11 protein-coding genes are annotated in these 13,116 nt (G+C 43.5%); 9 read left to right on the top strand and 2 right to left on the bottom strand.

The window, feature by feature from the left end; genetic code table 11:
• Nucleotides 1–21 precede the first annotated feature (21 nt).
• A complete protein-coding gene (locus HMPREF8578_RS10680; RefSeq protein ID WP_000712269.1) occupies nt 22–1,293 on the bottom strand; it encodes an aminotransferase-like domain-containing protein in 1,272 nt (423 codons plus the stop codon).
• 145 nt (nt 1,294–1,438) lie between these two features.
• On the opposite strand from HMPREF8578_RS10680, the gene budA reads away from it, so the two are divergent.
• From budA to alaS, 9 genes are all read left to right on the top strand, one after another.
• On the top strand, nt 1,439–2,170 hold the full coding sequence (gene budA, locus HMPREF8578_RS10675) for an acetolactate decarboxylase (RefSeq protein ID WP_000375407.1): 732 nt from the start codon (nt 1,439–1,441) through the stop codon (nt 2,168–2,170).
• A gap of 9 nt (nt 2,171–2,179) precedes the next feature.
• Entirely contained in the window at nt 2,180–2,932 is a 753-nt protein-coding gene (locus HMPREF8578_RS10670) for a YhfC family intramembrane metalloprotease (RefSeq protein ID WP_000215879.1), read from the top strand.
• Nucleotides 2,933–3,043: 111 nt separating this feature from the next.
• Nucleotides 3,044–3,949 (top strand): UDP-N-acetylmuramate dehydrogenase, encoded by a 906-nt coding sequence (gene murB, locus HMPREF8578_RS10665; RefSeq protein ID WP_000111592.1) that lies wholly within the window; start codon nt 3,044–3,046, stop codon nt 3,947–3,949.
• A 159-nt stretch (nt 3,950–4,108) separates the two neighbouring features.
• Complete coding sequence (locus HMPREF8578_RS10660) at nt 4,109–5,266, top strand: ABC transporter ATP-binding protein (protein ID WP_000742901.1); 1,158 nt, start codon at nt 4,109–4,111, stop codon at nt 5,264–5,266.
• A complete protein-coding gene (locus HMPREF8578_RS10655) occupies nt 5,247–6,053 on the top strand; it encodes an ABC transporter permease (protein ID WP_000754114.1) in 807 nt (268 codons plus the stop codon). The genes HMPREF8578_RS10660 and HMPREF8578_RS10655 overlap by 20 nt, the downstream gene beginning before the upstream one ends.
• The gene (locus HMPREF8578_RS10650; protein ID WP_000712716.1) at nt 6,050–6,823 is read left to right on the top strand and encodes an ABC transporter permease; all 774 of its coding nucleotides are present in this window, start codon (nt 6,050–6,052) and stop codon (nt 6,821–6,823) included. The genes HMPREF8578_RS10655 and HMPREF8578_RS10650 overlap by 4 nt, the downstream gene beginning before the upstream one ends.
• Nucleotides 6,820–7,890 carry an ABC transporter substrate-binding protein gene (locus tag HMPREF8578_RS10645; protein ID WP_000737938.1) on the top strand — a complete coding sequence of 357 codons (1,071 nt, stop codon included), beginning with the start codon at nt 6,820–6,822 and terminating at the stop codon, nt 7,888–7,890. Before HMPREF8578_RS10650 ends, HMPREF8578_RS10645 begins: the two co-directional genes overlap by 4 nt.
• Before the next feature lie 257 nt (nt 7,891–8,147).
• The gene (locus tag HMPREF8578_RS10640) at nt 8,148–8,633 is read left to right on the top strand and encodes an LURP-one-related/scramblase family protein (RefSeq protein WP_000847077.1); all 486 of its coding nucleotides are present in this window, start codon (nt 8,148–8,150) and stop codon (nt 8,631–8,633) included.
• 20 nt (nt 8,634–8,653) lie between these two features.
• Nucleotides 8,654–11,278, top strand: coding sequence for an alanine--tRNA ligase (alaS, locus tag HMPREF8578_RS10635; RefSeq protein WP_000811710.1), 2,625 nt, complete (start codon nt 8,654–8,656; stop codon nt 11,276–11,278).
• Nucleotides 11,279–11,470: 192 nt separating this feature from the next.
• On the opposite strand, the gene HMPREF8578_RS10630 is transcribed toward alaS, so the two are convergent.
• On the bottom strand, nt 11,471–12,919 hold the full coding sequence (locus HMPREF8578_RS10630) for an alpha-amylase (RefSeq protein WP_001181031.1): 1,449 nt from the start codon (nt 12,917–12,919) through the stop codon (nt 11,471–11,473).
• Between the last annotated feature and the right edge of the window lie 197 nt (nt 12,920–13,116).

Here is a 13,116-nt window from a genome sequence, read left to right as displayed (position 1 = left end):
AAGAAAAAACAGAGTTGGACTTTAATCCAACTCTGTTTTTATGTATTCTAATAGCTCTTCTAGGTTTTCAAGAGAGACTTTGGCGAACTGATAAGGACAGGCATCCAAATAAGCCTTCTCAAAAAAGTCTAATTTGAGTGAGCTGTGTTTCAGACTGGCAATTTTAGGATAGTTTCTCAAATCAATGAGAAGGCCATCGTGTAGAGGATAGTGGGGCAAGGGACAGGTGTTTTCTTCAAGCACTTTCTTTATCTGAGCCTGATAGTTCTCTTGAAGGCTAAGGCGGGCCAGTCGATTTTTTTCAAATAACTGGCTATCGATATAAAGAGAAAGAGCCTTTTGCATGATGAGATTGCTGTCATAGTCCAGGATATTTTTGTAGGAAACAAAGGCATCTTTTAGGGTATTTGGGAGAATGAGAGCGGTAATACGAAGGGCTGGAAAGAGACTGGTTGAGAAGGACTTGATATAAATGACCCGATCCTCAGTATCCAGATAGTGGAAGGTTTGGCCCTTTCTAGTATCTAAGTCCCCTAAATAGTCATCCTCGACGATATATACACCATACTGATTTGCTAGATCCAAAATATCCCTTTTTTCCTGATCAGAATAGGAATGACCTAGGGGATAGTGGAAGCGAGGAATAGTGTAGAAAAACTTGATTTTCCCAGATTTAAATTGTTTTTCCAGTTCTTTAAGGTCAATGCCATCAATACGACGTTCAATGGTCTGGTAGGCCAATCCCTGAGCGACCAAGAGGCGGTTCATTCGGTGATAGGTCGGTTGTTCGACTAAAATCTCCTCTCCCTCGCTCGGAAAGTTAATCTGAGAAAGGATAAAGAGAGCTTGCTGGGTGCCAGAAGTCAGAACCAGTTGGTCGGGCTTGCAGTAGAGGGCTTGGTTGAAAAGAAGTTGATGGACAGATTGTCTCAGTTCCTCAAGGCCTTCTTGGTTGTCATAGTAGTTGAAGAGATAGTTTTCTCGGCCTATCAGGGTTTCATTGACACAGAGTCGGAAGTCATCATAGGCACTGGCGTGTTCGTCAGTGACTTCGATTTCCAAGTCTTGGTGCTGTCCTTGTTCCAGAACATAGTAGCCACTTTGGGGTTTGGCATAGAGGTATTGTTCATGGCGTAATTCCAGTAGGGCTCGTTGGATAGTGTCCTTGCTACAGTGGAAGTCTTGGCTCAGTTGACGGATAGAGGGAAGTCGGCTACCTGTTGGGAATTTTCCTGATTCGATTCCTTTTTTGAGAAAGGAAACGACTGCTTGGTATTTACTTTCTTTCTTCATTCCAGACCTCCGTTGATTTTGTTACATTGTACCTTTTTTTTGCCTTCTTTGCAATGGGAAAAGCATTTCTCCCTTTCACAACTAGGAGCAAATGTGGTATACTTAGAAAGTGTAATGATTCATTGAAAAGAAGATAAGAAAGAGAATGGATAGAAAAGTGCAGGAACCGGTAAAATTATTTCAATACAATACTCTAGGTGCCCTAATGGCAGGTCTCTATGGTGGAACCATGACAGTAGGAGAATTGCTGGAACATGGTGACCTCGGCTTAGGGACATTGGATTCGATTGATGGGGAGTTGATTGTCCTTGATGGCAAGGCTTATCAAGCCAAGGGATCTGGTCAAACGCCTGAAATCGTCGAGGTGGCAGCGGATGCTCTTATTCCCTATGCAGCAGTGGTCCCTCATCAAGCAGAAGTGATTTTTCGTCAGCGCTTTGAGATGACGGACAAGGAATTGGAAAAACGAATTGAATCCTACTATGATGGGGAAAATCTTTTTCGTTCCATCAAGATTCATGGCGAATTTTCACAAATGCACGTACGTATGATTCCCAAATCCACACCTGATACCAAGTTTGCTGAGGTTGCTACCCATCAGCCTGAATATAGTCGTGAAAATGTATCGGGAACCATCGTTGGTTTTTGGACACCAGAGATTTTCCATGGAGTAAGTGTTGCAGGCTACCATTTACATTTCATCTCAGATGATTTGACCTTTGGTGGGCATGTGATGGACTTTGTTATCAAAGAAGGAATGATCGAGGTTGGGGCAGTCGACCAGTTGGATCAACGTTTTCCAGTCCAAGATCGCCAGTATTTATTTGCCAAATTTAATGTTGACGAGATGAAGAAAGATATTGATAAGTCAGAATAGGAGAAAAAGATGACAGTACATATTATCCTTACCATGATCGCTTTGGTTCTCATTCTAGTAAGTGGAACTTGGTATGCCAAAAAACGGTTTAAAATCTCTCTTGCAGTGATGGGCTTGGGGGCAATCGCATTTTTTGTTTCTTCTCAAGTGTTAGAGAAGATGGTTCACCTTCTGGTACTCCATCCGCAAAAGGATGGAACCATTCCGCTCATGCAGGAGCAGCCTTTCTTATACGTCCTTTATGGGATTGCCATGGCAGCCCTCTTTGAGGAAACAGCTCGTCTTGTCTTTTTTAAATGGTTGGAGAAAAAGAGAAAGCTAGAAGATCGAGATGCTTTGGCTTATGGTTTGGGACATGGGGGCTTGGAGATGCTCTATCTCGGAATGGGAAGCTTGATCAGTTTGTTGATTCTCTTTTCACTCATCCAGTCTTCAAATACTGATGTAGCCAATCTCCTTCCAAAGACTACACTCGAAACGGTTCAGTCTCTTTCTGTATGGCAGGTTTATTTACTAGGAGTTGAGCGTGTGCTTGCTCTGGTTCTGCAAATTGGTCTCTCCATCTGGGTCTATCAAAGTGTCCGTCAAAAGAAATGGATCTACCTCCTTGCTGCCTATGGTTTGCATGCCTTGTTTGACTTAGCTCCAGCCTTATCTCAAGTGGGATGGATTGCAAATCCGCTTCTAGTTGAGTTTATTCTTCTTGCGGAACTTTTAGTCTTTATCTGGCTAACCAAATCTACATTTTGGAAAAAATCATAAAAAGAGGGGTGCCCTCTTTTTTTATGTAAAGATAAAACAAGCTCTTTTTATGGTCGTCAAATGTCTCTAAAAATGGTATAATGGAATGAATTTTGAAAAAGGAAGAGTGACATGTCAGTAAAAGAAAAAATGCTTGAAATCCTAGAAGGAATCGATATTCGTTTTAAGGAACCTTTGAAGACCTATACCTATACCAAGGTAGGAGGTCGAGCGGATTACCTAGTTTTGCCACGCAATCGCTATGAGATGGCCCGTGTCGTCCAATTTGCCAATCAAGAGAATATTCCTTGGATGGTGCTAGGAAATGCCAGCAATATCATCGTTCGTGAAGGTGGAATCCGTGGTTTTGTTATCTTGTGTGATAAGCTTAATAACGTTTCAGTTGATGGCTATACCATTGAAGCAGAAGCTGGAGCCAACTTGATCGAAACAACACGAATCGCTCTCCGTCATAGTTTGACTGGTTTTGAGTTTGCTTGTGGGATTCCTGGAAGCATCGGTGGAGCTGTCTTTATGAATGCGGGTGCCTATGGAGGAGAGATTGCTCATATCTTGCAGTCTTGTCAAATTTTGACCAAGGAAGGGGAAATCGAGACCTTGTCAGTCAAGGACTTGGCTTTTGGTTACCGTCATTCAGCTATTCAGGATTCAGGGGCTGTTGTTTTGTCAGCTAAATTTGCCCTTGCACCTGGAAATCATCAGGTTATCAAGCAAGAAATGGACCGCTTGACGCACCTACGTGAACTCAAACAACCATTAGAATACCCATCTTGTGGTTCAGTCTTTAAGCGTCCAGTTGGGCATTTTGCAGGACAGTTGATTTCAGAGGCTGGCTTGAAGGGCTATCGTATTGGTGGTGTGGAAGTATCTGAAAAGCATGCCGGTTTTATGATCAATGTTGCTGACGGAACGGCCAAAGACTATGAAGACTTGATCCAATCTGTTATCGAAAAAGTCAAAGAACACTCAGGTGTCACTCTTGAAAGAGAAGTCCGAATCTTGGGTGAGAAAGAATAAGGTTGGGGTAGAAAAGTTGCTGCTATAACCATTGTAAAGGGGGTGAAAGCCTATCGTGAGTGAAGATGTATGTAGGCAGTTCAATCTCCTACACGAGGTAGTAGCGGCCTGACAGAGCCCTGATCTGTTAATTTATGAAAAAGAAGGAATTTATGACAATTGAAAAAACCAATTATTGAATTCAAAAACGTCTCTAAAGTTTTTGAAGACAGCAACACCAAGGTTCTCAAAGACATTAACTTTGAGTTGGAAGAAGGGAAATTTTACACTCTTTTGGGCGCATCTGGTTCAGGAAAGTCAACCATCCTGAACATCATTGCAGGTTTACTGGATGCGACGACAGGGGATATTTTGCTGGATGGGGTACGGATCAACGACATCCCAACCAACAAGCGAGACGTCCATACGGTCTTCCAATCCTATGCCTTGTTTCCACATATGAATGTGTTTGAAAATGTTGCCTTTCCGCTCCGCTTGCGTAAAATCGACAAGAAAGAAATCGAACAACGCGTAGCGGAAGTTCTCAAGATGGTTCAGTTGGAAGGTTACGAGAAGCGTTCCATTCGTAAACTCTCTGGAGGACAACGTCAGCGTGTGGCCATTGCCCGTGCTATCATCAACCAACCCCGTGTGGTTTTGTTGGATGAGCCCTTGTCAGCGCTGGACTTGAAATTGCGAACAGACATGCAGTACGAACTGCGTGAACTGCAACAACGATTGGGAATTACCTTTGTCTTTGTCACTCACGATCAGGAAGAAGCTCTTGCCATGAGTGACTGGATTTTCGTTATGAATGATGGCGAGATTGTTCAGTCAGGAACGCCTGTCGACATCTATGATGAGCCGATCAACCACTTTGTTGCCACATTTATCGGTGAGTCCAACATCTTGCCAGGAACCATGATTGAGGACTACTTGGTCGAGTTTAATGGCAAACGCTTTGAAGCGGTCGACGGGGGGATGAAGCCAAATGAGCCTGTTGAGGTTGTCATTCGTCCAGAGGACTTGCGCATCACTCTTCCTGAAGAAGGCAAGCTCCAAGTCAAGGTTGATACCCAGCTTTTCCGTGGGGTTCACTACGAGATTATTGCCTATGACGAACTTGGAAATGAATGGATGATCCACTCGACTCGTAAGGCCATTGTGGGTGAGGAAATCGGTCTGGACTTTGAACCAGAAGATATCCACATCATGCGTCTCAACGAAACCGAAGAAGAGTTCGATGCTCGTATCGAGGAGTACGTAGAAATCGAAGAGCAAGAAGCAGGTCTGATTAACGCGATCGAGGAGGAAAGAGATGAAGAAAACAACCTCTAAACTCTTTGTAGTGCCCTACATGCTTTGGATCGCCCTCTTTGTTCTCGCACCCTTGGTCTTGATTTTCGGTCAATCCTTTTTCAACATCGAAGGGCAGTTTAGTTTAGAAAACTACAAATCCTACTTTGCGTCACAAAACTTGACCTATCTCAAAATGAGCTTCAACTCTGTGCTTTATGCAGGGATTGTCACCTTGGTAACACTGCTCATCAGCTATCCAACAGCCCTCTTTTTGACCCGTCTCAAGCACCGTCAACTCTGGCTCATGCTGATCATTCTGCCAACCTGGATCAATTTGCTCCTCAAGGCCTATGCCTTTATCGGGATTTTTGGTCAAAATGGCTCTATTAATCAATTTTTGGAATTCATCGGAATCGGTTCGCAACAGTTGCTCTTTACCGATTTCTCCTTTATCTTTGTCGCAAGCTACATCGAGCTTCCCTTTATGATTTTGCCGATTTTCAATGTCTTGGATGACATGGATAACAATCTCATCAATGCCAGCTATGACCTCGGTGCGACCAAGTGGGAGACCTTCCGCCATGTTATCTTCCCTCTGTCTATGAACGGGGTGAGAAGTGGGGTTCAGTCTGTCTTTATCCCAAGTTTGAGTCTCTTCATGCTGACACGTTTAATCGGTGGGAACCGCGTTATCACGCTGGGAACGGCTATTGAGCAGAACTTTCTAACCAATGACAACTACGGTATGGGTTCTACCATCGGCGTGATCCTCATCCTGACCATGTTCATCACCATGTGGGTGACCAAGGAAAGGAGAGAACGATGAAAAAATTTGCCAATCTCTACCTAGCCTTTGTCTTTATCATCCTTTATTTGCCGATTTTTTACTTGATTGGCTATGCCTTTAATGCAGGGGATGATATGAACAGCTTTACAGGCTTTAGCTTGAGCCATTTTAAAACCATGTTTGGTGATGGTCGTCTCATGTTGATCCTCACCCAAACCTTTTTCTTGGCCTTTCTATCTGCCTTGATTGCGACCATTATCGGGACTTTTGGTGCTATCTATATCTACCAGTCTCGTAAGAAATACCAAGAAGCCTTTCTATCACTCAATAATATCCTCATGGTTGCGCCTGACGTTATGATTGGTGCTAGCTTCTTGATTCTCTTTACCCAGCTTAAGTTTTCACTTGGCTTTTTGACGGTTTTATCTAGTCACGTGGCCTTTTCCATCCCTATCGTGGTCTTGATGGTCTTGCCTCGTCTCAAGGAGATGAATGATGACATGATTCATGCGGCTTATGACCTTGGAGCTAGTCAATTTCAGATGTTTAAGGAAATCATGCTTCCTTACCTGACTCCGTCTATCATTGCAGGTTATTTCATGGCCTTCACCTATTCGTTAGACGACTTTGCCGTAACCTTCTTTGTGACGGGAAATGGCTTTTCTACCCTATCAGTCGAGATTTATTCTCGTGCTCGTAAGGGAATTTCGCTAGAAATCAATGCCCTGTCTGCCCTTGTCTTTCTCTTTAGTATTATCCTAGTTGTTGGCTATTACTTTATCTCACGTGAGAAGGAGGAGCAAGCATGAAAAAACTCTATTCATTTTTAGCAGGAATTGCAGCAATTATCCTTGTCTTGTGGGGAATTGCGACTCATCTAGACAGTAAAATCAATAGCCGAGATAGTCAGAAATTGGTTATCTACAACTGGGGGGACTATATCGATCCAGAACTCTTGGAGAAATTCACAGAAGAAACAGGAATCCAAGTACAGTACGAGACCTTTGACTCCAATGAAGCCATGTATACCAAGATCAAGCAGGGTGGAACGACCTACGACATTGCTATCCCGAGTGAATACATGATCAACAAGATGAAGGACGAAGACCTCTTGGTACCACTCGATTATTCAAAAATTGAAGGAATCGAAAATATCGGACCAGAGTTCCTCAACCAGTCTTTTGACCCGGGCAATAAATTCTCCATCCCGTACTTCTGGGGAACCTTGGGAATTGTTTACAATGAAACCATGGTAGATGAGGCGCCTGAGCATTGGGATGACCTCTGGAAACCAGAATACAAGGATTCCATCATGCTCTTTGATGGGGCGCGTGAGGTGCTGGGACTCGGGCTTAACTCACTCGGTTACAGTCTCAACTCCAAGGATCCTCAGCAGTTGGAAGAGACAGTGGATAAGCTCTACAAATTGACTCCAAATATCAAGGCCATTGTGGCAGACGAGATGAAGGGCTACATGATTCAGAACAATGCTGCTATCGGTGTGACTTTCTCTGGGGAAGCCAGCCAGATGTTGGAGAAAAATCCTAACCTCAAGTATGTCGTTCCGACTGAGGCTAGCAATCTCTGGTTTGATAACATGGTCATTCCAAAAACCGTGAAAAACCAAGATGCCGCCTATGCCTTTATCAATTTTATGTTGAAACCCGAAAATGCTCTGAAAAATGCTGAGTATGTGGGCTACTCAACACCAAACCTGCCAGCCAAGGAAATGCTCCCAGAGGAGACTCGTGAGGACAAATCCTTCTATCCAGACGCTGATACCATGAAACACCTAGAAGTTTATGAAAAGTTTGACCATAAATGGACAGGAAAATACAGTGACCTCTTCCTACAGTTTAAAATGTACCGGAAGTAGGAGATATGCTTTCTTGTCAGCTTTCCTAGTTGACGCAGAACCCAAAAAACGATATAATAAGAAAGTTGAGAATTGATTTTCAGTCATCTTAGTCCAGAGAAATGGCGGTGCTGCGAGCCATCTAAGCTAGGAAGTCATGCTACTCAATCAGACAATTGCATAAGATTAAGAGAATGACAAGTTCATTGAATGAAGGTGGTACCGCGGTTTTTCGCCCTTCGTGATGTGAACTTGTCTTTTGATTTTTGGAGGTGTTTATGAAGACATTTCTCGTGAAACAAAAATTTCGTCTTGGAGGCGAACGTTTTGATATCAAGGATGACAGAGGAGTAGTGAACTATCAGGTGGAGGGCTCTTTCTTCCAAATTCCTAAGACCTTTACCATCTATGACGCCTATGGTGAGCAGATCAGTGAAATCAGTAAAGAATTTTTCACCTTACTTCCTCGCTTTAACATTCAGCTACGAAACGGTTCCAATTTCGCCATTCGTAAGAAGTTTACTTTCTTCAGAGATAAGTATGAATTTGACAACCTCGGTCTTCGTATTGAAGGCAATATCTGGGATTTGAATTTCAAATTACTAGATGATCGTGATCAGCTTATTGCTGAGATTCGGAAAGAAATTTTCCATTTGACCTCAACCTACACTGTAACCGTCTATGAAGACTCTTATGCAGACCTAGTCATTTCCCTCTGTGTCGCGATTGACTATGTGGAAATGCTGGAAAGCCAATCAAATTAAACAAGTAATAAGGAGATATTATGAAACAACTATCTAGTGCTCAAGTACGCCAAATGTGGCTAGATTTCTGGGCAAGCAAAGGCCACTCTGTAGAACCATCAGTCAGCTTGGTTCCTGTAAATGACCCAACTCTTTTGTGGATCAACTCTGGGGTAGCAACCCTTAAGAAATACTTTGACGGAACCATTATCCCTGAAAACCCACGTATTACCAATGCGCAAAAAGCTATCCGTACCAATGACATCGAAAATGTCGGAAAAACGGCTCGCCACCATACTATGTTTGAAATGTTGGGGAACTTCTCTATCGGGGATTACTTCCGTGACGAAGCCATCACTTGGGCTTATGAGCTTTTGACCAGCCCAGAATGGTTTGATTTTCCTGCTGAAAAACTGTACATGACCTACTATCCAGACGATAAGGATTCTTATAACCGCTGGATTGAAGTGGGCGTGGACCCAAGTCACTTAATCCCAATCGAAGATAACTTCTGGGAAATCGGTGCTGGGCCTTCTGGACCAGATACAGAAATCTTCTTTGACCGTGGGGAAGCCTTTGACCCAGAAAACATCGGTATTCGCCTTCTTGCAGAAGATATTGAAAACGACCGTTATATCGAGATCTGGAATATCGTATTGTCACAATTTAACGCAGACCCAGCAGTCCCTCGTAGCGAGTACAAGGAATTGCCACACAAGAACATCGATACGGGTGCAGGTTTGGAGCGTTTGGTAGCTGTTATCCAAGGTGCTAAGACCAACTTTGAAACGGACCTCTTCATGCCAATCATTCGTGAAGTGGAGAAATTGTCTGGTAAGGTCTATGACCAAGATGGCGACAACATGAGCTTTAAGGTCATCGCAGACCATATTCGTTCTCTTTCATTTGCCATCGGTGATGGTGCTCTTCCAGGAAATGAAGGTCGTGGTTATGTCCTTCGTCGTTTGCTCCGTCGTGCTTCTATGCACGGTCAAAAATTGGGTATCAACGAGCCTTTCCTTTACAAACTCGTTCCAACTGTTGGAAAAATTATGGAAAGCTACTACCCAGAAGTGCTTGAAAAACGTGACTTTATCGAGAAAATCGTGAAGAGCGAGGAAGAGTCATTTGCCCGTACACTTCACTCGGGTCAGCACTTTGCAGAAACCATTGTAGCTGATTTGAAAGCGAAAGGTCAAAACGTTATCGCGGGGCAAGATGTCTTCAAACTCTACGACACTTACGGATTTCCAGTGGAGTTGACAGAAGAAATCGCTGAAGAAGCAGGTATGACTGTCGACCGCGAAGGATTTGAAGCAGCCATGAAAGAGCAGCAAGAACGTGCGCGTGCGTCAGCTGTCAAAGGTGGCTCAATGGGAATGCAAAATGAAACCCTTCAAAACATTACAGTGGAAAGTGTCTTCAACTACAATGCCAGCCAATTGCCTTCTAAGTTGGTGGCTATCGTAGTTGACAATGCTGAAGCTGAAGTAGAAACTGTTTCTGAAGGAACTGCCTCTCTGATCTTTGCAGAGACTCCATTCTACGCTGAAATGGGTGGACAAGTAGCTGACCACGGTCAAATATTGGACGAGTCAGGTAAGGTCGTGGCTACTGTGACAGATGTTCAAAAAGCACCAAACGGACAGCCATTGCATACGGTTGAAGTTCTTGCACCTCTTTCTTTGGACAAAAACTATAAACTCAGTATTGATAAAAATCGTCGTCACCGTGTCATGAAGAATCACACAGCAACTCACTTGCTCCATGCGGCCCTTCACAATATCCTTGGCCACCATGCGACACAAGCAGGATCTCTGAACGAAGTCGAATTCCTTCGCTTTGACTTCACACACTTCCAAGCCGTAACTCCTGAAGAATTGCGCGCCATTGAACAACAAGTCAATGAGAAAATATGGGAAGCAATTGCTGTAGAAACTGTTGAGACAGATATTGACACTGCTAAAGAAATGGGAGCTATGTCTCTCTTTGGTGAGAAATACGGTAAGGAAGTTCGTGTTGTTACGATTGGTGACTACTCAGTGGAACTTTGTGGTGGTACCCACGTTGGCAATACTTCTGAGATTGGTCTCTTCAAGATTGTCAAAGAAGAAGGGATTGGATCAGGAACTCGTCGTATCTTGGCAGTGACTGGTAAAGAAGCCTTTGAAGCTTATCGTGAACAAGAAGACGCTTTGAAAGCAGTCGCAGCAACCTTGAAAGCACCTCAACTCAAGGAAGTTCCTCACAAGGTTGAAGGTCTTCAAGAGCAACTCCGTCAATTGCAAAAAGAAAATGCAGAGTTGAAAGAAAAAGCTGCAGCAGCAGCGGCAGGCGATGTTTTCAAGAATGTTCAAGAAGCGAACGGACACCGTTACATTGCTAGTCAAGTTTCTGTTTCAGATGCAGGTGCCCTTCGTACCTTTGCGGATAACTGGAAGCAAAAAGATTATTCTGATGTGCTTGTTCTTGTAGCAGCAATCGATGATAAGGTGAATGTCCTTGTAGCCAGCAAGATAAAAGAAGTACACGCAGGTAACTTGGTTAAAGAATTGGCTCCAATCGTCGATGGACGTGGTGGTGGAAAACCAGACATGGCCATGGCAGGAGGAAGCAACCAAGCGAAAATCCAAGAATTGTTGGATGCAGTAGCAGGTAAATTGTAATCAAGTAATACTCTTCGAAAATCTCTTCAAACAGCGTCAGCTTCACCTTGCCGTACTCAAGTACAGCCTGCGGCTAGCTTCCTAGTTTGCTCTTTGATTTTCATTGAGTATAAAGATCTATCCATTTGGGTAGGTCTTTTTGTGCATACAAAAAAGCCAAATCCGGTTGGATCTGGCTTGTACCTGATAGGTTTATTTAACCGCCCAGACACTGACTGAACCTGCTTCTACTGGAAATTCTCCATAACCATCAGCATTGATTGTAACTTGTGCTGGATGATTTTCAAGGAGATCAACAAAGGTTTGGTCAGCCCATTCTTGACCAACAAACATAGACTTGCTGTTTTCTTGGTCATTTGAGATAAGGACAGCGATTGGAGATTGATGTTCAGCACCTGAACGAACCCATCCGATACAGTTGGCATCGTCAAAGTAGTCTGTTTGCTTTCCATAGGCCTTGTCTTTTCGGATGGCTAGGAGACGATCAAGAACTTCTCTGAAATCTTGTTGAGCATACTGCCCTGAAATCCCATAGTAGTCGCCGTAAAAGACACATGGAAGACCATCTTGGCGTAATAGAATAAGGGCATAGGCTGCTGGCTTGAACCATTCTTCAACAGTCGATTCGAGGGCTTGTCCTCGTTGAGTATCATGGTTGTCGACAAAGGTTACAGCCTTATCGGGTTTTAGTTCAACCAAGCTATCTGTGAAAATGTTACGAAGGTCGTAACTTGCTCCAGCCTGACTGGCTTCAAAGAGGTTCTGGTGGAGGCGAACATCGACAAGGTCAAAACGTTCTTCCGTTTTTTCAAGATATTCCAGATTGGCTTCCTTGTCAGGATTCCAAAATTCACCAAAAACATAGAAATCCTCACCGTATTTTTCCTTCATATCACGGATAAAATTGCGCATGAAGAAAGAGTCAATGTGTTTAACGGCATCCAAGCGGAAACCAGCTACACCAGTCGTTTCCATGAACCAGTCAGCCCAGTCATAGATATTTTGGATGACTTCAGGATGTTTAAAATCTAGGTCGGCATACATGAGGTAGTCGTAGTTACCGTTTTCGTTATCGACCAATTCCTCATTTGCCCAACCTTTATTGTCCCCCTGGATCAGGTAAATGCCAGACTTACGGCGCTTGGCATCGTAGTCTGTACCTGTGAAGTGGTACCAGTGCCAGTGGAAGTCATTGTAGGTATCTTGGCGACCATCGAAAGTAAAGTGAGTCCAGCCATTGATAGTAAAGGGCTCGCTTAGTTGAACGGTACGATCCTCAGGGTCTACTTCAATAACCTGAAAGGCTTCCATATGATCGGCAGCAGCCTTGTGATTGAGCACCACATCGGCCATAGGTTGAATTCCCTGCGCCTTTAGGGCTTGAATGGCTTGAAGATAGTCTTCTTTAAACCCATACTTGGTGCGGACAGTACCTTTTTGGTGAAACTCGCCTAAGTCGAATAAGTCATAGACCCCATAGCCGACATCTTTTTCGTTGGTTGCCTTGAAGGCAGGTGGCATCCAGACATGGCTGATGCCAAGGTTTACTAGGTGCTCTGAGTCATTTGTCAGTCGAGCCCAGTGTTGGCCGTCGTGTGGCAGATACCATTCAAAGTATTGCATAAGTGTCTGATTTTGCATTGTTTTTCCTCTTGCTTATCAATGTTGTGTTTTATTCTACCATAAAGTTTAGAACTAGGCAAACGTTTGCGCAAGATTCTATACTCATTTCTGAAATTGTCTATTTTTAGCGAATAGAATCTCTCTTTCCATCACAAGGGAGAGGATGTTTTGGTGAAAAAGTAAATGGAATAAACTTATTTTAACAAAAATGACAC

Source organism: Streptococcus oralis ATCC 49296 (genome assembly GCF_000185265.1).
Classification (GTDB): domain Bacteria; phylum Bacillota; class Bacilli; order Lactobacillales; family Streptococcaceae; genus Streptococcus; species Streptococcus oralis_BC.
This window is presented reverse-complemented; position numbering and strand designations above follow the sequence as displayed.